The organism is Paenibacillus agricola, from assembly GCF_011440305.1.
Classification (GTDB): domain Bacteria; phylum Bacillota; class Bacilli; order Paenibacillales; family NBRC-103111; genus Paenibacillus_S; species Paenibacillus_S agricola.
In genome coordinates, this window is the sequence record NZ_JAAOIW010000002.1 from 157,069 (window position 1) to 180,083 (window position 23,015).

Genomic DNA, 23,015 nt, shown 5'->3' on the forward strand with positions numbered 1-23,015 from the left:
TCTTCACACCATAGATACATTTGGCAGGTGCAGGGGGTTATTTAGCAAATAGCTTCTCCAAAGAATCAAGCGCCAATTTATTGCCTAAGGCTGAATAATCAAGCCATGGCTGCTCCGTGATCATATACACTTTGTTCGCTTTCACGGCCTTTAAGCCCTGCCAAATCGGGTTGTTTTTCAGCTGCTCATACACTTTATCATTGCCTTCTTCAAAGCCGACTAGTACAAAGATGGCATCTGCATCATAATCGGGGAATACTTCTTGGGAAACGACCTCGAAGTTTTTCGTAATTTTCTCGACACCCTTCGCCGGCTTCAAGCCCAAATCATTAAACAAGATCGGTCCGAGCGGACGTCCCATTCCATACACACGCAGGTTTTTCGCAGAAATCCGTACAGCCATTACCGTGCCATCACCAATTTTATTATGGATAAGTGCCTTAACACGCTCGGCCTGAGCCTCATAATCTTTAATAAAATCCTCTGCTTTCTGCTCACGGTTAACGAGCTTGCCAATCGCCTTCAAATGGTCCCGCCATGTTCCCTCGTCCAGATTGATCACATGGGTTGGAGCAATTTTCTCATATTTGGCCAAGCCCTGCTTGCCAGCAAATTCGGCATCAATATAAATGGCATCCGGCTTTAATGCCAATAGTGCCTCCATATCGGGATCCTTCGTAAAGCCAAGAAACTTGGTATCCTTAAACCGCTCAGGCACAGTAGGCAAGTAATCGCTAGTAGCAGAGCCCACAGGAGCAATGCCCAATGCAAGCAGGTCACTGGTAAGAAAGATGGAGATCGAAGCGATTCTTGGATCTTTAGCTGCCGTTGCCGTGCTGTCTGCCGGCTTCGTGGTAGTCGTGGCTGCGGCTGGTGTTGGAGAAGAAGCTGCCGGCGCTGCTTGCCCACAAGCTGATAATAAGAGCATCGAAGCAATTCCCAAAACCATAATCATTTTCTTGTTCATAATATCCCCTTAAATAAACATAATTGATAATGATAATCATTATCGTGTTTAATCTTAGCATTTATCCAAGGTATACACAAGAAAAGACCTTCCTAATAAGGAAGGTTAAGGAAGCTGCTGACAGGTCAATATGTGAAGCCCACCGCCACTAAATAAATTTCAGATTCTCATAGGTTTTACCCATTACTGTCTTAGCATCGCCTTTAAGCCAGCTATCAATAATCGTATGGTATACGGAGCGAAAATCAACCTCATACTTCAGGTCGCCGCCCTTATCCAGGTTCGTCAGGCTTGGCTGAACGCCATATAAACCACCTTTCACCTTACCCCCAATCATAAACACGGGAGCTGCTGTCCCATGATCTGTGCCGCCGCTAGCGTTTTCCTTGACCCTACGGCCAAATTCGGAAAACGCCATCGTTACGACGCGATCCTGCAGCCCTTGTATTTCCAAGTCCTTATAAAAGGCTCCAAGACCTTCATCCAGCTGCTTAAGCACACGCGCTTGCTGCTCTCTTTCATTGGCATGGTCATCAAATCCGCCAATTTCCAAATAAAATACGCGGGTGCCTGAATTACCGGTTAACATTTTGGAGACTAGCTGAAAATCCTTAGCAATATTGGTTTTTGGGTATTCAATTTTATTTTGATAAGTGTTAGATAGATTGTGTAAAGCTTCCACGCTTTGGTAGGCATCCTTCCCTTGCTCGCAGGTCACCTTCACCTGTGTCCCTTGGCGGAAGGGATCATACATATCCAAGAAAGCTTGGGCTAAACGGTTTTGGTCCGCTTTTGGCGTCTTTGGGTCAAAAATATTAAAGCTTTCGACCGACTGAATAACAGGTATGCTAATCGTATCCGACCAAAAGGCTTTATTCGCGTTATTGCCAATTTTGAGCGCTTTTAGAGGGTTTGCCGATTGCGACAACGACGACTCTACATAACGTCCCAGCCAGCCTGAACGGGCCAGCTTCTCAGGTTCTGCCGTATGCCATATTTCCATCGAGCGAAAATGTGAGTGATCTGGGCTGGGATACCCGACACCCTGTACAACGGCCACTTTACCCTTTTTGTATAGCTCGTTCGTCTGGATCAGGCTGGGATGAAAGCCAACCTCATTGTTAATGGCGAGCACTTCATTCTGGGTGATCTTTAACGTCGGGCGTGCATCGAAGTAACCGCCCATTCCATAAGGAATCAACGTATTGATCCCGTCATTGCCTCCAGATAGCTGGATAACAACAAGCACCGGAGCATCTACATTCGTCGCATCTATAGGCGTGCTCGCTACTGCAATCCCATCTTGGGCAAAAATCATCGGTCCCCCAAAACCGAGTGAGGCCAGAAGGGCTGTCCCTTTCACTAAAAAGTCTCTTCTCGTCAGCTTCATAGATCCCACTCCGTTCCTATTTCATCTGGGCTTCGGGGCTTATCATAATAAGCTGGAGGAGCCCTTTCATCCCATTGGTCTTTTTGGTTGCATAGACGAAGGTATCATTGGCGTATTTAGCCAGCGTTTGGTTGGTTATTTCCCCCATCGACCATACCCCAGCATTTTGCGAATATTTGCGTACATAATCCTCCGGCTTGGCTTGAACATCCAATTCATATTCCTTGCTGGTGAATAAATTATTGTTTAACCGCTTAGCGATCGATTCAGCAAACTGGAACCGTGAGAGCAAATTCGTCGTCATCAGCCAGGTAGTGCCTCCGCGCCAGCCTGCAACATCTGGAGGAAGATATAGCTCCATGCCCATCTTGCGTGCTGCCTGTGTGTAATTCTTGGACAGAGGAATATTAAAAGCCTTCAAAATGCCAGCCACATATTCGATTGGCGTCTTGATTAACGAACCATAAAGGTCAGGATTATAAAAAGCATCGGACATAAATAGCTTGGTAAGCACACCACCGATCCTTTCCTCATCTCTGACATCCTTAGCGACCCAATTAACCCATTCCTGTGAAGGCTCTTCTGTTGCAAACAGCTTCAACAGCTTTCTTGCTATAAACTGCGGCAATGCCTCCTGTTTGAACAATACATCAACTACCGTTGTTTCATTAAACGCGCCGGTTTCTCCAAGAATGGTCTTGCTTGCAGCATCATATTGCCCTTTATTGAATTTAATGAGTGCTTCTTTCCTATCGTAGGACCAACCGGTCAGCGAGCGAGCCGTTTCCTTAATATCTTCCTCGGTATAATTACCAATTCCGAGCGTGAACAGCTCCATAACCTCACGAGCATAGTTTTCATTAGGCTTGCCTTTACGGTTGCTATTCACATCCAAATAAATCATCATCGCAGGATCTTTACCCACTTCAAGCACAAGCTCGTGAAAATTACCAAGTGCATAATTCCGGAACAGCTCGTTTTGCCTCAAAATTAGTGGAATATCGTTTACTTTAGAAAAAGAAGTGGAGAAATGCCCATGCCAGAATAAAGTCATCTTCTCAATAAGCGGTGATTCTGTATTTAAAATCCGATAGAGCCAATATGTTTGTTGGTCACCAATCGAGTCAAACTTCATCTCTTTGCCATCTGCCGTTAATTGAGATATCGGCTGAAGCATGGCTGTTTTACCTGTCAAGGATTCTCCGGCAACTAGCCTTCTTACCGACTCTGCTTGCCCATAATAAAGGCACGCATCTATATCTGCTTGATTTGTGTAAAATCCAGTGCGGTTCAAGAGATGGATTGCTTCTTTTTCCGTCCAGCCTACTCCCATAAGATTACCACCATCCTGCTGATGTTTGTTAGTTTTAGTATACTGGTGATTTATCACAAAAATGTGACGGTAGCGGAAATTAACTCTAAGTAATCGTTTCAATACGATTACTGTGTTTTCCACGCCTATCGCATCGTATATATTATGATATATAACTATTTCTATATTATCGGTATATCTCTTTGTACGCTTTAGCAAAATAAATGAAATGGGTGGTTCTTATGGCTTATATAGAGGACATAAAGAAAAAACCCCGGAGGATCTCCGGGGTTGGTTTAAACGTTAATCTTATAGGTCAAAATATAAGGAATATTCATGCGGGTGAATACGAATGGATACAGCTTTAGCTTCTTCACGTTTCAAGCCGATATAGTTATCGATGAAATCTTTAGTGAATACGCCGCCTTCTACTAGGAATTCATAGTCAGCTTCCAAAGCATTCAAAGCTTCATCCAAAGAACCAGGCACGCTGCGGATCTCGCCTTTTTCTTCATCGGACAAATCGTAAATGTTTTTGTCCAATGGACCGTAGCCCAATGCACGAGGGTCAATCTTTTTCTTGATTCCATCAAGACCAGCCATCAGCATAGCTGAGAATGCCAAGTACGGGTTAGCTGTGGAGTCCGGAGTCCGGAACTCGATGCGGCAGCCTTTTGGCGTAACAGCAGCAATTGGAATACGAACTGCAGCAGAACGGTTACCCTTGGAGAATACCAAGTTAACAGGTGCTTCGTAGCCAGGAACCAACCGTTTGAAGGAGTTCGTCGAAGGGTTAGTCAAAGCGATCAACGCTGGCGCATGGTACAAGATACCGCCAATGTAGTTCAAAGCCATTTCGCTCAGGTTACCGTAGCCACCCTTTTCGTAGAAAAGAGGAGTACCGCCGTCAAAAATGGATTGATGTACGTGCATACCGCTACCATTATCACCAAAAATCGGTTTTGGCATAAATGTAGCTACTTTGCCATATTGTCTAGCTGTATTTTGTACGATGTATTTGTATTTCATCAAGTTATCTGCTGTTTTAGTTAAAGTATCGAAACGGAAGTTAATTTCAGCTTGGCCTGCAGTTGCAACTTCGTGGTGATGGCGCTCGATACGAAGACCAGCTTCGATCAGCAAACGGCACATTTCACTACGGATATCTTGTTGCGAATCTGTAGGAGCTACAGGAACATAGCCGCCTTTATGGCCAACTTTAAAGCCAAGATTGCCGCCTTCGTCTTTACGGTTGGAATTCCAATGTGCTTCTTCGGAATCTACGAAGTACGAGGATTCATTTTGTCCGCTTTTGAAACGAACTTCGTCAAAGATGAAAAACTCTGATTCAGGAGCAAAATAAGCAGTAGTGCCAACTCCTGCAGTATTCAGATATTCCTCTGCTCTCAGAGCAATACCGCGGGGATCACGATCATAAGATGTGCCATCAGGGTTAGTGATGTTACAGATAACAACTAAAGTAGGATGTGCGGTGAAAGGATCAACATAAACCGACTCCGTTTCAGGAAGCATTACCATGTCGGACTCTTCAATTCCTTTGAAACCAGGGATGGAAGATCCGTCAAAAGCTACCCCATTCACAAATGTTTCCTCTTCAACTTCTGAAGCAGGTAAGGAAATGTGGTGTGCTCTACCGGAAAGATCTACGAAACGAAAATCTACCCACTCGATGCCCTTTTCTGCAATGATGTTTAACACGTTTTGAGCTGACATTGATCATTGACCTCCTAAAATCCGAACATTTCACTTCAATTGTTCGAAGATTGTTCAAGTTTTTTGTTAATTCATTTTCATATTATAAAACTATCCCCTAACAATCGTCAATACTTATGTAAGGTATTTTTTATGGGAGTGTGAGGTATGCTCACACCTCTGTAGGCTTCTGTTCACACTTCCGACAAAAACAAACTTGGTCTCCCATCGTTCTGGAAACCAAGTCGAATTTTATCGCTATTTACAATTTGGATTAAGCTTGAAACACTTCTTTTTTCGTATCAAAGCGTTTGCCGCATAAAGGAGCAAGCTTCTCTAAATCCACCATCAGCTTAGCAAATTGTTCAGGGAACAACGATTGTACACCATCGCCAGTCATCGAATTGTCGGGATCTGTATGCATTTCCACGATCAATCCATTCGCGCCGGCAGCTACAGATGCTTTACACATCGGCTCTACCAGCTCGCGGCGTCCTGTACCATGGCTTGGGTCAGAAATCACAGGCAGATGGCTAAGCGTTTGCAGCGCTGGAATGGCAGCCAAATCGAGCGTATTCCTTGTGTAGCTCTCGAAGGTTCGGATGCCACGCTCGCACAGCATAACGTTTGGATTACCGCCAGCCAATATGTACTCGGCTGCATTGAGGAATTCATCGTAGGTGGAGCTAAATCCGCGCTTGAGCAACACAGGCGTTTTGATCGTTCCCAGCTTACGAAGCAAATCGAAATTTTGCATGTTGCGTGTTCCGATTTGTAGAATGTCGGCATATTCAGCACATACATCCACATATTCAGGTGTCATCACCTCAGTAATCGTTAACAAACCGTGCTTCTTGCCGGCTTCAGCCATCATAACCAAGCCTTCAACGCCAACGCCTTGGAAGCTGTATGGGCCTGTTCTTGGCTTAAATGCTCCACCACGCAACACTTGGGCACCAGCCGCTTTTACCAACCGGGCAATTTCATCAATCTGCTCTGCCGTTTCAACCGCACAGGGTCCACCCATTATAACAAGCTGGTCGCCGCCGATTTCTACATCTTTAATTTTGATGATCGTATCGGAGGGATGAAAGTCACGGCTAGCGAGCTTATACGACTTGGAAATCTTCACAACCTGCTCCACACCACTTAGCTGCTGGATTTGCTCACTCAGCTTAGGATCCGCTTTGCCGATAATCCCGATTACCGTACGGTCTACACCTTTGGATACATGTGCTTGCACATCATGCTTTTCGATTTGGGCTACAATTTCATGAATACGTTCTTCTGAGGTTTTGTTGGATATAATGACGATCATTATGCTTCACTCCCATTGTATATGTTGTAAATCTGAATTGACTTTCCCACTTCAACGCTTGTTCGCTTCGATGCTTGTGTGCTTCAATGCTTTTAATCGCTAAAGTAATTGTACAACGAGAAATGAATCCCGTCAAGATCCAATATTTTTGCTTAATAAAATAATCATTCACTGGAACTTATGATTTACCCGAAGCTACTCTTTCCTTCGTATAAGGAATTAATTTTTTCATGTTTACGGTACGTGTCAGCCCCCAGGTAGTCTCATCCTGTGGATCGTACTTTTCCAGAAAGGTGAGCACTTCCTTCGTAATAGGCGTAGGTGTTGAAGCCCCAGATGTTAAGCCCACACGACGAACGCCTTGCAGCCATTCAGGCTGAAGTTCAGAAATATCGGATATCCGGTAGGCTTTGACGCCAGCGATCTCCTCGGACACTTGGGCTAAGCGATTGGAATTGTTGCTGCGCGGATCGCCAACCACAATAACCAAATCGGCATCCATTGCCTGCTCGGAGACAGCTTCCTGGCGAACCTGGGTCGCCAAACAAATCTCATTATGAATCTCCGCAGTTGGAAACTTCTCTAACAGGCGGTTCATAATATGTTTAATGTCCCATTGGCTCATGGTTGTTTGATTCGTAATCGTAATTCGATCCGTCGGCAGCTCTAACGCATCGATTTCGTCAATACGCTCAATCAAATGGACAAGGCCTGGAGCTACACCCAATGCACCTTCCGGCTCCGGATGGTCCTTTTTGCCAATATATATAATATGATAGCCCTCAGCCGTCTTCTCTCTAATTAAATCATGGGTTTTCGTTACATCCGGGCATGTCGCATCCACTACAGTCAAGCCTTTATCCCGCGCTCGTTTGCGAACCTCAGGTGATACACCATGGGCGGTAAATATGACGGTACCCTTTTCGATGGTTTCCAATATTTCCAACCTATTGGGCCCATCAAGTGTAATAACACCCTCATTATCAAAAAATTCGGTTACATGCGCATTATGCACAATCATCCCGAGTATATAGACAGGTCTAGGCAAATTTAAATTTTTAGCTGTTTGCATCGCAAGCCCCATAGCATCAACAACACCATAGCAATAGCCACGGGGAGTAATTTTAATAACGTCCATTTCTGCACCTTCCTTCCCCCACTATTATACCTGATTATTAGATGCTATGGAACTATCCGAATTCTTTAGAACCGAAAGGAGGAAAATCGGAAGCCAAATAATAAAAACACTTCCTTCACCCTGTGTTGTCTTTACTTCAATTGAGCCATGATGCTCATCAATAATCCACTTCGCGATCGATAAACCAAGTCCCGTGCCTGCTGTTTTGCCGCGGGAAACATCAGCTCGATAAAACCTTTCGAAAATTAACGGCACCTCTTCCTTATCCATTCCCATCCCGGTATCCTCGAGCCGAATCCCAATCTGGTCATCGGTACGCAACGCATCCAGCTTGACAAAGCCCTCTTCTGTATATTTAAACGCATTCTCAATAAAAATAAATAACAATTGCTGCAAATAATCTTTGCTGCCGTATACCTGAATGTCCTTAAGAACGGTTAAATCACCCGTCAACCATTCCACAGAGCGCGGCAGCAGCTGTGCCTTGCGAATGACAACATCGACAAGCGTGCTAATTTCCAAATTCGTTTTGGTCATTTGAAAGCCGGCATCCGCTCTGGCCAGCGACAATAAATCGTTAACCAAACGCGACATCCGCTCTGCCTCGCTCGCTATATCATGCATCGCTTCCATGGACATTTCGATCTGCTGCTCATTTTGATCCAATCCTGCCGCTACGGTTTTGCTCCACATTTTTTCCAACAGGTCTACATTCCCTCGGATCGTGGTTAAAGGCGTGCGAAGCTCATGGGAAGCGTCAGAGACAAACCGCCGCTGGGTTCGGTTCACTTCCTCCAACTCCGAATAGGTACGCTGCAGCCTGCCCAGCATTCCATTAATCGTTGAAGTTAAGCGCCCGATTTCATCATTGGGACCGTAATAATTGATCCGATTTTGCAGATCTGTTCCCTTTTCGATCAAATTGGTCGCATTGATGACCTGTTCAATCGGGCGTAAAGCTTTTCTCGCCAAAAACCAGCCAAGGGATGCTGCTAACAGCACTGTGACTAACGCTGTAACGACCAAAATATTACGCAATAACGCAAACAGTTTCTCATCAGGCTGCAAAAAAACTGCAGCTTGGAATACGCCTGCCAGCTGCCACTGATTATCCAGCTTTAGGACAATCGCCTTGTTATATATAAACACATTTAAGTTCTCAATCTTTGCGTGCTCTATAAAAAAGTCTTCCTCCACCAAACGCTGCTTCTGTGCTGTTGTCAATTCAGGCAAGGACAAATTGAGCTGGCTCAAGTTCTCAGAACGGCTTAAATTTCCATTCTCAAAATTCGCAACCTGGTAATATTTTCCTGTATTATTGATAATGTCTTTTCCCTGTAGAACAAAGTCGGGCGTAATGCCCCCACGCAAAGTCGGGGTAATCCGCGGCTCTATTCGCAAATAAACCTTCTTCGCTTGCTCTTGCAAGTCATCTTCCACGGTATCAAAATAATAATGGTACAAAAGCCCGTAGAGACCAAGGCCAAATATCACAAGAACGACCGATAAAATCCCCGTATACCACAATGTAAGGCGCAGACGAATGGACACGTCAGCTCTCTCCTTTCATAACGTAACCGGCACCACGAACGGTTTGGATCATTCGCTTATGCCCGTACTCCTCCGTTTTTTGACGTAAGAGGGCAATATATACTTCCAGCACATTGGACTCTCCACTATAATCGTAGCCCCATATTTTTTCCATAATGACATCACGCGATAGCACCCGCTTCGGATTTTGTAAAAACAAATGCAGCAGGTCAAATTCTTTGGTCGTTAGCTCAATAAGCTGGCTGCCGCGAAACACTTCACGTGTATCCAAATCCATAAATACATCCTGGTATTGTAGCCGATTCGTCGGTTGGTCGGATTTCTCTGCATTTCTCCGTCGCAGCAATACACGAACTCTAGCCAGCAGCTCCTCCAACGCAAACGGTTTAACTAAATAATCATCGGCTCCCAAATCCAGCCCCTTGACCCGGTCGCCGATCTCATCCTTGGCAGTCAGCATTAGCACAGGCACGGAAGCCCCGCCCTCACGAATGCGGCGAACAACCTCCCAGCCATCCAGCTGAGGCATCATCACATCCAAAATAACCGTGTCCGGATCATGGTCCAATATTTGCTTCAGCCCGTCCATTCCATGGTGCGCCGTAAATACGGTATAGCCTTCAAAAGCAAGCGAACGCTTGAGCATGGAAGTAATTTTTTCATCGTCATCGATAATCAATATTTTTTCTCTCATCTGTATTCACACCGCCCTTTGCCTACATTGTACCAGAATTACCTAGCATACAAAAAGAAGCAGAGCAGAGCTTCAGAAGTGAATGGCTCTGCTCTGCTTCTTATGTTTGTGCTTTTCGAATAGCTGCTTGCCATTCCTTGCTATTTCAAGGTCACCATTGCCGTAGTCTTAACAACCTTATTCAGCGTTGCGGTCACCGATCGTTACAGTAATACTTTGTTTCTTGCCATCCCGCATAATGGTTAAAGCAGCTTGGTCTTTAACCTTCAGCGCTTTGATTTTATCTACCAACTCCTGGGAGTTTTTCACAGCAGCCCCATTCACCTCGGTAATCACATCATAAGGTCTCAGACCTGCTACAAATCCCGGGCTTTTGCGTTCCACTTCAGAAACGATCGCACCGCTAGTGCTTTCAAGCTTTAATTCGGTTAGCCATTCCTTATCGATATCCCCCAGCTTTACACCAATATATGGAGCCGGTTCTTTAGGGATTTTGATGTTGTTTTTCAAGTTATCCAATACTGCAGAGATCGTACTGGTTGGAATCGCAAATCCAATGCCTTGTGCTTGTGCACTTACAGCCGTATTGATCCCGATAACTTCACCATCCAGGTTCAACAGCGGTCCGCCAGAGTTACCTGGGTTGATCGATGCATCAGTTTGCAATAAATGCTGGTAATTCCGTGTGCCTTGAGTATCTGGAATCGAGATCGGACGTTCCTTAGCGCTAAGAACTCCAACCGTTACGGTGTGGTCAAATCCATACGGATTACCAATCGCCACTACCCAATCGCCTACGTTCGTGTTTTCTGCTTTACCAAGCGGCAATGCAGGGAATTCCTTGGTGCCTTCAATTTTCAAAGCGGCTAAATCCAGATCATAGCTGTTGCCTAGCAATGTTGCTTTAAATGGCTCTTCATAGCCTTCAACCGTTACCCAAATTTCATCGGCACCGTCGATCACATGCTCATTCGTCAAAATATAACCTGATTTTTCAAAAATAAAGCCTGTTCCCATCCCGGCTGGCTGAAGCTGCTCCGTCCCTGTACTAGGCTGCTGCTGCGTCCCGCCACCGCCATTACCAAAAAATTGGCGAAAAAACGGATCATCCATCAAGCCACCGCTGCTGCTGGTACTTTTGGCTTTTACCTTAGTTTCAATCTTGACCACTGCCGGTCCTGATTGTTCAGCGATTTGTGCAATATTGGTTGGACGTCCTAGATCGATAGCCGCTTCTTTGACACCACCATTTCCAATTGCGCCTGCTGCTGTCTGGCCTGTTGCTGCAGGAGCCGGGCTACCACTCATAGCCGCCTGCTCATTGCTGAACAGATTCATTCGATCCGAAGCAAACATTAAGCCGCCCACCAGCACCGCTCCCGCCATAAAAGCTGCAAACACACTTTTTAAGGAGGAGCCTTTTCTTTGGTTATCAGGCTGCCAGTTGTTGTTAGGATTTGCCCCTTGCATCAGCCTGTCAGCTCCATTGTAGGAAAAAGGACGGACAGGACGAGGTGGCGTTACTTCTACAGGTGTGGTACCTTCGTTGGAATTAACTGTCGTATCTGATGCTGCTACTTCCCCTTCTGCCATAGTAGATTTATAAGGGCCGTAAGAATAATAGTGGGATGGTCGTTCTTGCTTAATTGGGTCAGCTGGATTACCTCCAGCTTCACCGTTCGTGTTATGAATAAATTCGTTGTTGTTGTTCTTATTATCTTCCATTGTAAAAACCTCCTTCATATAGGTTCTAAAATTATTTAAGTATTTGTTGTTCTTGACCTTATTTTGGACTCGAAACCTTAAAGAAACCTTAAGGGAAAATAAAAAACACATTATCAAATTTCACACAAGTTTCAATCCCCCCAAGCCCCCCTTAGTCTTTAAGGGGGGTTCCAGGGCACTGCGTCCCTGGACCCCGCAAGTTCTGTGGAGAGCGGCGGTGGGGAAGCTTCGATGGCGCTGTGGTGGTGGGATCGCGTCCGTCTGTGCTGCTTTGCTTCGCAAAGTACGCACAGACACGCTACCTGCTAGTGGGGGAACGGACTACGTGCGCAGCAAGGCTTAGGTGGAGGTACGCGCGTTTGTCCGGCGGCGGCTTTGCTGCGCAAAGGATGCTTGGACACGCTTAACGGCGACCGAGCAGGACAGGCTCCTGTGCGCGGGCTCGGCACCAGCCAAGGACGGCACAGCGTCCGGTGGCTGCTTTTGCTCCGCAAAAGTTTGCACGGGACGAACAGGAACATGGCAGATCGACCCAGACCGAGGCAGCCACGGCGTCAAGGACTACGCAGCGACCTATGGTTATACTCACGTCTACTTCTCACCGGTTGATGCTTTTGGCTTTTTGCTAGCTAATTGGCAATATCCAGCACCTGCTGCTTCTTCTGTAACAATTCAAGACTTCCGATAAGGCTCGAAGCGTGTTACATACGAGCGCGGTAGTATAATAGAAGAAGACTGCATATATTCGTCCAAGATAGTAAGATTTTCAGCAAATAGATAGATGCCCTGTTAATAGATTTAATCCTTATATTTACCCTGCCAACGTTTAAACAAAGCATCCGCTTCAGCTTGTCAATTATTCATAACAATGCAAAGAGACTGCCACGGCAGCCTCTTTTTAAGGTAACATCATTCAGTTGTATGATTGTGACTTCTTCATTTCTTGCTTCTTACTTTATCGCTTCTTCATTGCCTCTTCGTGAAAATTTGAAAGGTTACCCCAAACTTGTCCGTTACCATAGCATAAGCAGGGCTGAAATAAGTTGCTTCTAATGGCATATTTACCTGCCCGCCATGCTTCAAGGATTCGTAAAGCTCTCGGGATTTGTCCTTGTCGTGGGTCGTGATACAGATGGAAACTTGATTACCTACTTGGTGGGGCTCTCCCGGGATAAGGTCAGAAACGAAAATATCCGTTTCTCCTATTTTTAAAATAGAATGGGCAATGAGTGCTTTTTCTTCTGCTGATAGGGGGTGCTCAGGATTTTGTGGACCCTCGCCTATCGTTTGTTTAAAAACAGTTTTGGCTTCTAATGCCTGCTCATAAAATTCAATAGCTTCCCGTGCATTTCCATTCAGCATAATAAAAGAATTCAGTTGTATAGCCATCATTGAACAGCTCCTCGGAATCATTTTTGCCCATATAACTGTGCGTTAAGCTGGACTTAATTCCAATCATAGCGGATAATAGTGACAATTATTGTCACAATAATAAAAAAACAGGAGCAACTTCATGTCCAAATCAAAACGACTTATGGAATTAATGATGACCGTCAACCGAATGCGTAAATTTACTGTCAAGGAGCTCGCCGAAGAATTTGGCGTGTCTTATAGAACCATATTGAGGGACTTGCAGGAACTAAGTGAGCTAGGAGTTCCTTTATATTCGGAAGTGGGCCCGCATGGCGGTTACCAGGTTTTGAAGGAAAGAATCCTGCCTCCTATCGCCTTTACGGAGGAAGAAGCAATCGCCATCTTTTTTGCATGCCATGCTTTGCGCCACTATGCCTTCCTGCCATTCGAGACGGAAACTTCTTCGGCTCTAAGCAAATTTTATTACTACATGCCTGGTGACGTACGGGATCGTATTGACCAAATGAAAAACCGGGTTGATTTTGTAACCCCGCCCAGACATTCGGAATTTCCCTATTTAGCCATTCTGCTCGACGGTGCCGTTCACCAAAAAGTGATTTTCGTTGATTATGAATCCCGTGAAGGAAGATCAAGCAGAAAGATTCAGCCTGTGGGTATTTATGCAAGCAACGGCTTGTGGTACTGCCCGGCCTATTGTTTTCTTCGCGGCGAAATCCGTTTGTTCCGTTGTGACAGGATTCATTCTGCAGTTTATGATACTTCAGCCGTGAAGCCGGTAGACTTGACCCATGTTCACCTTGGAAACAAGGAGTCCTTCGTAAAAATGGAACAGGAGCACGTTAGTCTGTATGTAGAATTAAGCAAGGAAGGTGTCCAGAAATGCGAAAACGAATTATGGTCAACACCCAAGCTGCATATTCAAAAAGATGGCTCAGGTTGGCTTGAAGGTGGCATTCCGAAGGTTGACATTCCGTTTTTCGCAAAATTCTTCATCGGATTGGGTAATGACGCTACAGTGAAAAATCCTCCAGAATTGATTGTTCACCTAAAGCAGATAGCCGCTGAGATTATCGCCAAATACGTTTAGTGATGCAAACTTGCGGACTTGGTCCGTACACTCTTTGCTGGAGTAAAGCAGCCCCAGGACCATCCCGTACTTTTGCCCTGCACCTCCGTTAAGCGTGTCTGTGGGTACTTTGCCCAGCAAAGCAGCACAGACGGACGCGATCCCACTACCACAGCCTTCCCACCACCACTCTCCACGGAACTTGTGGGTTCCAGGGACGTAGTGCCCTGGAACCCCCTTAAAGACTAAGGGGGCTTGATTTTATCTCGGAAAACTCGCTTCAACCTTACCCAGCATTTCTTTGGCCTTAGTAACCCACTCATCCTCGACGAGCGCATCCTTATCAAGCGGCTCCTGAAATTGGTCAATAAGTCCCCCGTACGTATGAAATTGCGCCTCTTTATCCAAACCGTCATTGTAAATATGCTTTAATATAAAAGGAGTACCAATACAAACAACGGCATCCGTTGATTCGGTATCACCATCCAATACCCCATGCGTGACTTCAAAAGGGATACGGAGCCACACTTGATGGGCTTCATCTAGATAGCGGTCAAAATAACCATGGTCATAGTCCCAATTCCCCCCCAAGGCAAAATCGAATTCATGTAAATAATGGCTTACTTGTTGATAGGCTTCTTCGTGATTTGTTAAGCCCGATTCTAAAGGGATCATCGTAATGCCTCCTTTTGCTAGTCCAACCTTATTAAATTGCCCCATTGTGTCAAAATGCTATTCAACCTATTCTATACCCATCGGCTATTAGGATGAGCGTAACCAAACCTAATTATGTGCTCCTATTTTTAGCAGGTTTTTTGAAAATTCTTCCACTCAAACAACTATCGCTAACATAACGACGAACAATGGCTAACGATGTCATTATATCTTACGTAATTCGTTGACATAACTATCATTGGAAACGTATAATAGTTGGCGAAGAAACGATAGATAATTCGTAATATGGAAATAAGGAGATGAAGGGTATGGATTTATCCACCTTGGCCAGTGGATTAGACACGGTATGGGTTGTTCTGACAGCAGCCATGATTTTGCTGATGGAAGGCGGCTTCGCCTTGCTGGAAGCTGGTTTTGTCAGACAAAAAAATGCAGTAAGCATCATTATGAAAGTATTTGTTGATATTACTTTTGGTGCGCTTGTATTTTTCTTTTTCGGTTTTGCCCTGATGTATGGCAAAGATGTTGGCGGCTTTATTGGTACCAGTGGATTTTTATTAGGGGGAGACCTTGAACATATCCAGCTTACGATCTCGCATGATACATATTGGCTATTCCAATGCGCTTTCGTTATTGCTGTCATCTCGATTGTGTCCGGCGCGGTAGCGGAGCGAATCAATTTTCATGCTTATATTTTATTTACGATTGCCATGACCGGCATCATTTATCCCATTGCTGGGCATTGGGTTTGGAGTGCAGGGGGCTGGCTTAGCAAACTCGGCATGATCGATTTTGCAGGGTCTGCTGTCATACACGCTTTGGGAGGCTTTGCCGCTTTAGCTGCTGCCGTATTCATTGGGCCGCGGATGGGCAAATTTTCGGAAAATGGAACTCCCAACATTGTCCCTCCATCCAATTTACCGCTTGCATCGGTAGGCGCTTTTATTCTTTGGTTCGGGTGGTTCGGCTTTAACTCAGGAAGCACGCTAAGCGCAACCAATGGATCGATCGGGCATATCGCTGTTACGACGATGTTATCCGCTGCTGCCGGGGGAGCGACATGCATCCTGTTTACGATGTTCCGTTATCGCAAAGCTGACCCTCCCATGGTCATCAATGGCTCTTTAGCTGGCTTGGTGGGAATTACTGCAGGCTGCGCTTTTGTAAGCGATATCGTTGCGATTATGATTGGAGCCATTTGCGGAATCGCTATGGTGTTTGCGACCGAATTCCTGGAGTCCAAACGAATCGACGATCCCGTTGGGGCTTTTGCCGTGCACGGCGTTAGCGGCAGCATTGGCACCTTGGCTGTTGGCTTGTTCGCCATGCCCGAGCTTACGGCTGGCATTGGACAAGGCTACAGCGGTTTGTTTTACGGTGGCGGCTGGAGCCTGCTTGGTGTACAGGCGCTTGGTTTGGTTACCGTCTCGGTTTGGGGCTTCGGTTTAACCTGGATTGCCTTCAAGCTCATCAAGCTGGTCGTTCCGGTTCGCGTAACACGCGATGAAGAACTGGTAGGGTTGGATGTTGGCATTCACGGAGTGCCCGCTTACAGCCAAGACACCGATTTTATTGAGCTGACTAAGCTAAAAAATAGCTGATACCAAGTTTCAATCCTGAACTGCGTGCCACTAAGCCGCAGTTTCTTTGCACATGCTGCAAACGCACATTTGGGGCTTGCTGCAACGTAGGTTTGCTCTAGAACAAACGCAGTTATTTTACATTTGCTTCACATACAGATTTTCAACCTGCCATGTTGGACGCAACAAAATAAGCTTAATTCCCGAAGGAATTAAGCTTTAGATATCCATATCAAATCTTCCCAAGAACAAGCTGCCCGAATGGATCAAAGCATCTCTTTCTGCAGATCGTCACTAATGGTTATAAGGTCACTTGGGTTACTGCCAGCCATAATTGCTCTTGCCTTCTCCACGTCAGCACGAAGCTCGCGAATTTGAACCATCGGCCTTTTCACATAATGAATATACTCAACCGCAGCGTGGTGATCGGGCTTTTTACCTGTAAACATACGGCGCAAAGATGACATGGCTTGATAGCTTCGTTCTTCCATAAGTCGTTTTTTTTGGTAACGCTCAATGATTTGCTCAATTTCCGCGATTTGCTCTTCCTTACGAGCAATATAGGATTCTAAGAAGGGGTAAACCTCAGCTGCTTTTCGTTGTATCACTGGAATCGAACTCCCTGTTAACAAAGCATTCTGCATGGGACATCACCTGTCTTTTCATGTAAACTTTCATTACAATAATAATATTTTACACTAAATGACTAGGTTTGGAAACCCCTAAATTTTATACTTTCATCAATGAAGCCAGCAATTATGGCTATACATAGCAAAAAGCCGGCAGATCGTTCACCGGCTTCCGACAAAGACTATTTTTCAGTTCCCTATTTCTTAGTATTTGTTTTTAGGTTTTTTGTTTGCTTTTGCAGTATTTTGCGTCGTCTGCTCCGCATTTGTACCCGCTAATTCCTCGGAAAACTCATTATCATTTTGTTGCTGTTTATTTTTATTTTTGTTTTTGGCCATGGATGATCACCTCCCCTTACCACCATAGTATGGGTTACAAGGCAATTTTTTATGTTGGAAATAGATAGATGAACCCATCTTATTAAAGAAGCAACTCGCTCTCCAGTTGGTTCCACATCACCGTTGTAATTTTGCCGGCACCTTTTTTCACGACGAATACATGCAATGTTTTTTTGCCCCATTCTTTGTATACCTGGTCCTTCGTCTCGAAGTAGAGGTCGATACGGTTGCCCTTAATCGCGCCGCCCGTATCTGCCACGACTCCATAGCCATAGCCCGGTATATACAACACAGAACCAATGGGGAAAAATGCTGGGTCCGCAGCAATGGTGGACAATGCTTGCTTATTCCGTTGTACCTTCATACCAGAAAACGTCACCCCGTATTCGGGATGTCCTGGGTTTTTTCCAGTAGATTCTTTTCCAGCAAAATAACCCGTTGCCACTACCTCAACAGCCGTGTATTTGGACAAATCATTCTGGAGGTTAGGGATTGCACTATAATCCATCGACACCACTGGTTTGGCCTCTATTGCTGATGGCTCGTTATTCGCAGCTGGCGGAGCAATCGTCTGTGCGGGTACCGAACTTGGTTGGAGCGAAGCCAAAGCTTGATCTTCCCCTACAACCTTGTTGTTCAAGAAGCTTGATTGTTGATCTTTCAATACGTTTATGGACATCGCCAGCAAAATGAGCATAAAGCATATCCATTTCACATGACTTACCGTTTTTGGTAACATACTTGAGTCTACCACCCCTTAGTAAAAGAGGTTTTCCAAAATCACCAAGTTCTATACATAATAGCCTATACAAAAAGCAGGCAGCTTCCATAAAGAAGGAGGCTGCCTGCTTTTATTCAAGGTTTATTTCGTGGAGTTAATCAATAACTTTTGTTCGGATGGCTTCTTCGATCATCGCTACAACGCTGTCCAGGCTTTGTATGCCCAAGTCACCTGCGCCGCGCTTGCGGACGGACACACTGGAGCTGTTCATTTCATTCTCGCCTACAACGAGCATATACGGGATTTTCTCCAGCTGCGCCTCGCGGATTTTGTAGCCCAGCTTTTCGTTGCGCAGGTCGGATTCAACACGCACACCCGCTAGCTGCAGCTTTTCTGCCACTTCTTTGGCATAAGCCTCAAAAGCAGTCGACACCGGGATCACCTTAGCTTGAACGGGTGAGAGCCAAGTCGGCAGGGCGCCGGCGAAATTTTCAAGCAAGTATGCAGTCATTCGCTCCATAGTCGAAATAATGCCGCGATGGATAACTACCGGACGGTGCTTCTGGCCATCGTCGCCAACGTACTCCAGCTGGAAACGCTCAGGCAGCAGGAAATCAAGCTGAACGGTACCGAGTGTTTCTTCCTTTTTCAATACGGTTTTTATTTGAACATCGACCTTCGGTCCGTAGAAAGCGGCTTCGCCTTCGGCCTCATAATAAGGAATTTGTAATTCCTCTACTACCTCTTTGAGCATCCGCTGGGACATCTCCCACATCGCATCATCAGGGAAATATTTTTCTGTATCCTTAGGATCGCGATAGGACAAGCGGAAGCGGTATTCTTTAATGCCAAAATCGTCATATACTTGGCGAATTAGCTGAATAACGCGGCCAAATTCTTCTTTAATCTGGTCAGGACGGCAAAAGATATGGGCATCATTCAAAGTCATCCCACGTACCCGGTGCAGCCCTGTCAATGCTCCCGACATTTCGTAACGGTGCATCATCCCGAGCTCAGCTACACGTACAGGCAAATCGCGGTAGCTGCGCATGTCGCTTTTATAAATCATCATATGATGCGGGCAGTTCATCGGACGAAGCACAAGCTCCTCGTTGTCCATAACCATCTTCGGGAACATATCCTCCTGGTAATGCTCCCAGTGCCCAGAGGTTTTGTACAATTCCACGCTAGCTAATATGGGTGTATAGACGTGTTGATAGCCGAGACGCTCCTCCAAATCCACAATATAACGTTCCATAGTGCGGCGCAGCTTGGCTCCATGAGGCAGCCACAAAGGTAATCCTTGGCCCACCTCACGTGAGAAGGTGAACATTTTCAATTCTCTTCCAAGCTTGCGATGGTCGCGCTTCTTGGCTTCCTCCAACAGATGCAGATGCTCGTCCAAATCCGCCTTTTTCAGGAAGGCAGTTCCATAAATACGTTGCAGCATTTTGTTCTTGGCATCTCCGCGCCAATAAGCACCTGCTACGCTTAGCAGCTTAAAGGCTTTGATACGCCCAGTCGATGGCAAATGCGGTCCACGGCATAAGTCAAAAAATTCGCCTTGGTCATAAATCGTAAGCACGACGTCCTCCGGCAAATCGTTGATCAGCTCCAGCTTTAACGGATCCTCCAGCTCGGTAAATATACGCAAGGCTTCCTCACGGCTGACCTCGCGGCGGCGTATCGGGAAGTTCTCTTGCGCAACCTTTTCCATCATCTTCTCAATCTTGGTGAGATCCTCAGGTGTTAGCGGCGTTTCCAAATCGATGTCGTAGTAAAAGCCATCCTCAATAACTGGACCAATACCCAGCTTGACGGCTTTATCTCCATAAATCCGCTTAATCGCCTGTGCCATCAAATGGGCAGTGCTGTGGCGGTATACCTCCAAGCCACTTTCACTATCCAGCATAATAATTTCTAACGCTGCATCCTGCATAATTGGCGTGTTCAAATCAACCGCTTTGCCGTCGATTTTTCCGATTACGGCATTTTTCTTCAAGCCCGAGCTGATCGAGCCCGCGACATCTTCAATGGTAGTCCCTTGCTCGTATTCCCTTACTGCTCCATCTGGAAAGGTTACCTTTACCATGTTATTGACCTCCTAATAGTTTTCGCAGAAACTTACTGCGTAAGCATCCACTTGAGTTTTCGTACAAAACTACAAACAAAAAAAGCGTATCACATCCCAAAAGGGACGAGTACGCTTGGTCTCGTGGTTCCACCCTAGTTCAATTCGCCGACTATATGACCGCCAGACGAATCCTCATAAGCATCCACTAACGGGAATGAGCCGGCGATATATACTAATGGAGCCACTACTATAGTCCATGTTCCATACCGCAACTACAAAGGGGTAAATGAATGTCGTTAACTGAAGGGGCTTGCAGCCATTGTCCCCTATCTCTGTACAGCACTTCACACATTATTGTCTTTGATTTTAGTCTTAGACCTCATTATAATCCGAGACGGCGGAACGGTCAAGATTGTGGCATAAAAAGCAATAGGTGCATAGCTCGACACGGTTCTCAAAAATTTGCGATATGGTTTGAATAATCTGGAGGCTGGGCTCCCTGGTGTGGATATATATCAGCTTTGGAGACACCGATATCAAGGTGCTTACAATGACATCTTCAAAATTAATGTCCTTTTCCAACAATTCCATCGTTAAGGTCGTATTGCTTTCGCTCGTATCCACGGGCTCCATTTTGTCATCAAGCAGCATAAATTCATTGCCACCCTTATGTAATAAGTGGACAAAAGGAACCTTGGCCTCTTGGATATAAACAAAATATTGCAGCAGCGAAATAAATTCTTTATATTGGCGATCCATCAAAAATTCATCAACCGCATATTCAATGACTTCCCGTAGCTCCTCCGTATACTCATTTAGGCGAAATTTAATAAAACCATCTATATTTAAATCTGGATTCGCTTTTAATAATTGACACAAAGCTGTACTAATTTTACATTTACGTCGCTGAAGCATTTCCAAGGCCTCCGAGTTATCTTCATTTATTTCGCCCTGGAAATAGCTCAATATGCATCCAATATCTTCTTCCTTCTCATAATGAAATTCATGGATGATCAAATGCCGAAGCCGTTGTTCTTCCACTTCAGCTATAACCCAATCCGCCACCACTCCAGCCAAGAACTGATAAAAGACATCTGCTTGCAGATTCACCGAAAATCGTGATTGTCTCCCGGTTCCTTCAATAACCGTAAATCCCTCATAACCCTTCAATTCTACCGTAGCATCAGCCATATATTTGTTTTTAATTTCTGTCGTTAATTCGTGTGCGAGCTGCTCCATGGATGTGTGGCTTGTTTCTATTAGAGTAAAAGCAAATAGCTTCATCTCCTCCACTCCTTTCTTCCGCGTTTCTCATGTTAAAGTATATGGTCAGGTGAAGGCATATATACAAACAACAATTTCCCATGGTATAGTTAAGAAATTAGAAAAAGCGGAGTTAATGGAGTGACAAGAGAATATGGGTTTTGATTTATATCAATTGATTGATCTGCCTCGATGGAATCGAAAATTGTTAACGGGCTATTGGTTAATCATTGCTTTATCCATCATCTCGATATCCGTCTATGATGTTATTGTCTGGTTTTCCACTTCACTTAAGATCGCTCCGATCCTAACCTTTAATACCTTATGGCTGTGTCTAGGACTTCTTGTAGTTGAAGCTTTATTTAAGGTGGCAAAAAAAGGAAAAGATTATGTTGTAATCTTAGGTGCAGCCTTTATATCAGGCGGCATGATTTTCTCTTTTCCCGATGTAACCTCCTTATTAATGATCATGTTTTTGCCGATTATGGTCTCTATATTTTATTTCCAAAGCAGAAAAGTAATCTTTTCCTATTTGCTTGCTGTCATTGTTTTTTATATTATTTATTACGTTCTGGGAGCACAAAGATTTTGGAGCGCATACGACCTAATCGCTGTACCGGCCATCCTATTATGCGGTGCTATAGTGGCACTGGGTGTTATGAGCCGTGGCACGGAGCTGTTAAAGCACTTACAAACTTCTCTCGAATCCGGGCAGGAGCTGCTCGTACGCAATGTTATCATGGACAAGCTCGCCAAAACGGATGCACTCACTGACCTATACAATCATATGTCCTTTCATGAATATTTGGATAAGCTGATCGAGCAGGGTGAACGCTATAATTTTAAATTCCAGCTTGCGCTTCTTGATATTGACCACTTTAAAAAAGTTAATGATTCCTACGGTCATCGTGCAGGAGATGCGGTACTAAAAAAAGTCGCGCAGACGATTAAAACCATGGTTTCGCTTAATGATTTTCCTGCACGGTATGGCGGCGAGGAATTTGCCATTATTTTTACGGATATGGATTTGAAGGAAGCTATCCTTAATGTTGAAAATATCCGCAAACAAATCGCGGCACAGCCCCATGAAGAATTGAATGGAAATGCCGTCACGATCAGCATCGGGATTCATGATTACCGTAAGGGCTGTACCAAGGAAATGCTATTTAAGGGTGCTGACGAGGCCTTATACGACGCCAAAAGAAGTGGCCGCAACAAAACGGTCATCTATACAGATACAGAAAAAGCAACGCTTCGGTGATTTCATACCCAAGGCGTTGCTTTATTTAATTTTACTTTCCTGCTAACCATGCAGATTTTCACTGTGTTAGCTTGTCCATATTGCGCGAGGATAACCGCAGTTCCATTTCATCCATAACAATAGTCCAAGTCCATTACGCAAAGTGTGCCTAGACGACAAAAAACGCTTATCCATACCAATCCCTCTAGTGGATTAAATAATAGATAAGCGTTGTTGTTAATAAAT

General features: G+C 45.0%; 21 protein-coding genes. 5 read left to right on the forward strand and 16 right to left on the reverse strand.

Annotated elements, in window-relative coordinates; translation table 11 throughout:
* Positions 1-37 precede the first annotated feature (37 nt).
* The 9 genes from G9U52_RS05165 to G9U52_RS05205 all read right to left on the reverse strand — a co-directional run bounded on the left by G9U52_RS05165 (position 38) and on the right by G9U52_RS05205 (position 11,808).
* Positions 38-967 carry an ABC transporter substrate-binding protein gene (locus G9U52_RS05165; protein ID WP_166146973.1) on the reverse strand — a complete coding sequence of 310 codons (930 nt, stop codon included), beginning with the start codon at positions 965-967 and terminating at the stop codon, positions 38-40.
* A 148-nt stretch (positions 968-1,115) separates the two neighbouring features.
* On the reverse strand, positions 1,116-2,357 hold the full coding sequence (locus G9U52_RS05170) for a DUF1501 domain-containing protein (RefSeq protein ID WP_166146975.1): 1,242 nt from the start codon (positions 2,355-2,357) through the stop codon (positions 1,116-1,118).
* A gap of 16 nt (positions 2,358-2,373) precedes the next feature.
* Complete coding sequence (locus tag G9U52_RS05175) at positions 2,374-3,690, reverse strand: DUF1800 domain-containing protein (protein WP_166146977.1); 1,317 nt, start codon at positions 3,688-3,690, stop codon at positions 2,374-2,376.
* A 288-nt stretch (positions 3,691-3,978) separates the two neighbouring features.
* Positions 3,979-5,403, reverse strand: a complete 1,425-nt coding sequence (gene glnA / locus G9U52_RS05180) for a type I glutamate--ammonia ligase (RefSeq protein ID WP_166146979.1) — start codon at positions 5,401-5,403, stop codon at positions 3,979-3,981.
* Positions 5,404-5,656: 253 nt separating this feature from the next.
* A complete protein-coding gene (gene aroF, locus G9U52_RS05185) occupies positions 5,657-6,700 on the reverse strand; it encodes a 3-deoxy-7-phosphoheptulonate synthase (RefSeq protein ID WP_166146981.1) in 1,044 nt (347 codons plus the stop codon).
* Between the two features lie 178 nt (positions 6,701-6,878).
* Positions 6,879-7,838: a 4-hydroxy-3-methylbut-2-enyl diphosphate reductase gene (locus tag G9U52_RS05190; RefSeq protein ID WP_166146983.1), complete on the reverse strand. Its 960-nt coding sequence runs from the start codon at positions 7,836-7,838 to the stop codon at positions 6,879-6,881.
* Between the two features lie 24 nt (positions 7,839-7,862).
* A complete protein-coding gene (locus G9U52_RS05195; RefSeq protein ID WP_166146985.1) occupies positions 7,863-9,389 on the reverse strand; it encodes a sensor histidine kinase in 1,527 nt (508 codons plus the stop codon).
* Position 9,390: 1 nt separating this feature from the next.
* The gene (locus tag G9U52_RS05200) at positions 9,391-10,083 is read right to left on the reverse strand and encodes a response regulator transcription factor (protein WP_166146988.1); all 693 of its coding nucleotides are present in this window, start codon (positions 10,081-10,083) and stop codon (positions 9,391-9,393) included.
* A gap of 177 nt (positions 10,084-10,260) precedes the next feature.
* Positions 10,261-11,808, reverse strand: coding sequence for a S1C family serine protease (locus G9U52_RS05205; protein ID WP_243767155.1), 1,548 nt, complete (start codon positions 11,806-11,808; stop codon positions 10,261-10,263).
* Between the two features lie 217 nt (positions 11,809-12,025).
* On the opposite strand from G9U52_RS05205, the gene G9U52_RS40795 reads away from it, so the two are divergent.
* Complete coding sequence (locus tag G9U52_RS40795) at positions 12,026-12,151, forward strand: hypothetical protein (protein WP_279538552.1); 126 nt, start codon at positions 12,026-12,028, stop codon at positions 12,149-12,151.
* Entirely contained in the window at positions 12,152-12,496 is a 345-nt protein-coding gene (locus G9U52_RS05210; RefSeq protein WP_166146992.1) for a hypothetical protein, read from the forward strand.
* A 278-nt stretch (positions 12,497-12,774) separates the two neighbouring features.
* On the opposite strand, the gene G9U52_RS05215 is transcribed toward G9U52_RS05210, so the two are convergent.
* Positions 12,775-13,197, reverse strand: a complete 423-nt coding sequence (locus G9U52_RS05215; protein WP_166148121.1) for a VOC family protein — start codon at positions 13,195-13,197, stop codon at positions 12,775-12,777.
* A gap of 124 nt (positions 13,198-13,321) precedes the next feature.
* Here G9U52_RS05215 and G9U52_RS05220 point away from each other — a divergent pair, with 124 nt between their 5' ends.
* Positions 13,322-14,269 (forward strand): helix-turn-helix transcriptional regulator, encoded by a 948-nt coding sequence (locus G9U52_RS05220; protein WP_166146994.1) that lies wholly within the window; start codon positions 13,322-13,324, stop codon positions 14,267-14,269.
* A 240-nt stretch (positions 14,270-14,509) separates the two neighbouring features.
* Here the strand turns inward: G9U52_RS05220 and G9U52_RS05225 are convergent, their stop codons facing one another.
* Complete coding sequence (locus G9U52_RS05225) at positions 14,510-14,923, reverse strand: YugN family protein (RefSeq protein ID WP_166146996.1); 414 nt, start codon at positions 14,921-14,923, stop codon at positions 14,510-14,512.
* A 308-nt stretch (positions 14,924-15,231) separates the two neighbouring features.
* On the opposite strand from G9U52_RS05225, the gene G9U52_RS05230 reads away from it, so the two are divergent.
* Positions 15,232-16,524, forward strand: a complete 1,293-nt coding sequence (locus tag G9U52_RS05230; protein WP_166146998.1) for an ammonium transporter — start codon at positions 15,232-15,234, stop codon at positions 16,522-16,524.
* A 245-nt stretch (positions 16,525-16,769) separates the two neighbouring features.
* On the opposite strand, the gene G9U52_RS05235 is transcribed toward G9U52_RS05230, so the two are convergent.
* The 5 genes from G9U52_RS05235 to ytxC all read right to left on the reverse strand — a co-directional run bounded on the left by G9U52_RS05235 (position 16,770) and on the right by ytxC (position 21,550).
* Complete coding sequence (locus G9U52_RS05235) at positions 16,770-17,111, reverse strand: hypothetical protein (RefSeq protein WP_166147000.1); 342 nt, start codon at positions 17,109-17,111, stop codon at positions 16,770-16,772.
* 225 nt (positions 17,112-17,336) lie between these two features.
* Positions 17,337-17,471 carry a hypothetical protein gene (locus G9U52_RS40800; RefSeq protein ID WP_279538553.1) on the reverse strand — a complete coding sequence of 45 codons (135 nt, stop codon included), beginning with the start codon at positions 17,469-17,471 and terminating at the stop codon, positions 17,337-17,339.
* A gap of 82 nt (positions 17,472-17,553) precedes the next feature.
* Entirely contained in the window at positions 17,554-18,210 is a 657-nt protein-coding gene (locus G9U52_RS05240) for a 3D domain-containing protein (RefSeq protein WP_166147002.1), read from the reverse strand.
* 136 nt (positions 18,211-18,346) lie between these two features.
* Complete coding sequence (gene thrS, locus G9U52_RS05245) at positions 18,347-20,284, reverse strand: threonine--tRNA ligase (RefSeq protein ID WP_166147004.1); 1,938 nt, start codon at positions 20,282-20,284, stop codon at positions 18,347-18,349.
* Positions 20,285-20,638: 354 nt separating this feature from the next.
* Positions 20,639-21,550 carry a putative sporulation protein YtxC gene (ytxC, locus tag G9U52_RS05250; protein ID WP_166147007.1) on the reverse strand — a complete coding sequence of 304 codons (912 nt, stop codon included), beginning with the start codon at positions 21,548-21,550 and terminating at the stop codon, positions 20,639-20,641.
* A gap of 133 nt (positions 21,551-21,683) precedes the next feature.
* On the opposite strand from ytxC, the gene G9U52_RS05255 reads away from it, so the two are divergent.
* Positions 21,684-22,790, forward strand: a complete 1,107-nt coding sequence (locus G9U52_RS05255; protein ID WP_166147009.1) for a GGDEF domain-containing protein — start codon at positions 21,684-21,686, stop codon at positions 22,788-22,790.
* The last annotated feature ends 225 nt before the right edge of the window (positions 22,791-23,015 follow it).

Excerpts from the sequence above, each read along its gene's own strand:
- G9U52_RS05165 (WP_166146973.1), bottom strand. The coding sequence starts at position 967 with ATGAACAAGAAAATGATTATGGTTTTGGGAATTGCTTCGATGCTCTTA.
- G9U52_RS05170 (WP_166146975.1), bottom strand. The coding sequence starts at position 2,357 with ATGAAGCTGACGAGAAGAGACTTTTTAGTGAAAGGGACAGCCCTTCTG.
- G9U52_RS05175 (WP_166146977.1), bottom strand. The coding sequence starts at position 3,690 with ATGGGAGTAGGCTGGACGGAAAAAGAAGCAATCCATCTCTTGAACCGC.
- glnA (WP_166146979.1), bottom strand. The coding sequence starts at position 5,403 with ATGTCAGCTCAAAACGTGTTAAACATCATTGCAGAAAAGGGCATCGAG.
- aroF (WP_166146981.1), bottom strand. The coding sequence starts at position 6,700 with ATGATCGTCATTATATCCAACAAAACCTCAGAAGAACGTATTCATGAA.
- G9U52_RS05190 (WP_166146983.1), bottom strand. The coding sequence starts at position 7,838 with ATGGACGTTATTAAAATTACTCCCCGTGGCTATTGCTATGGTGTTGTT.
- G9U52_RS05200 (WP_166146988.1), bottom strand. The coding sequence starts at position 10,083 with ATGAGAGAAAAAATATTGATTATCGATGACGATGAAAAAATTACTTCC.
- G9U52_RS05205 (WP_243767155.1), bottom strand. The coding sequence starts at position 11,808 with ATGGAAGATAATAAGAACAACAACAACGAATTTATTCATAACACGAAC.
- G9U52_RS05215 (WP_166148121.1), bottom strand. The coding sequence starts at position 13,197 with ATGGCTATACAACTGAATTCTTTTATTATGCTGAATGGAAATGCACGG.
- G9U52_RS05220 (WP_166146994.1), top strand. The coding sequence starts at position 13,322 with ATGTCCAAATCAAAACGACTTATGGAATTAATGATGACCGTCAACCGA.
- G9U52_RS05225 (WP_166146996.1), bottom strand. The coding sequence starts at position 14,923 with ATGATCCCTTTAGAATCGGGCTTAACAAATCACGAAGAAGCCTATCAA.
- G9U52_RS05230 (WP_166146998.1), top strand. The coding sequence starts at position 15,232 with ATGGATTTATCCACCTTGGCCAGTGGATTAGACACGGTATGGGTTGTT.
- G9U52_RS40800 (WP_279538553.1), bottom strand. The coding sequence starts at position 17,471 with ATGGCCAAAAACAAAAATAAAAATAAACAGCAACAAAATGATAATGAG.
- G9U52_RS05240 (WP_166147002.1), bottom strand. The coding sequence starts at position 18,210 with ATGTTACCAAAAACGGTAAGTCATGTGAAATGGATATGCTTTATGCTC.
- thrS (WP_166147004.1), bottom strand. The coding sequence starts at position 20,284 with ATGGTAAAGGTAACCTTTCCAGATGGAGCAGTAAGGGAATACGAGCAA.
- ytxC (WP_166147007.1), bottom strand. The coding sequence starts at position 21,550 with ATGAAGCTATTTGCTTTTACTCTAATAGAAACAAGCCACACATCCATG.
- G9U52_RS05255 (WP_166147009.1), top strand. The coding sequence starts at position 21,684 with ATGGGTTTTGATTTATATCAATTGATTGATCTGCCTCGATGGAATCGA.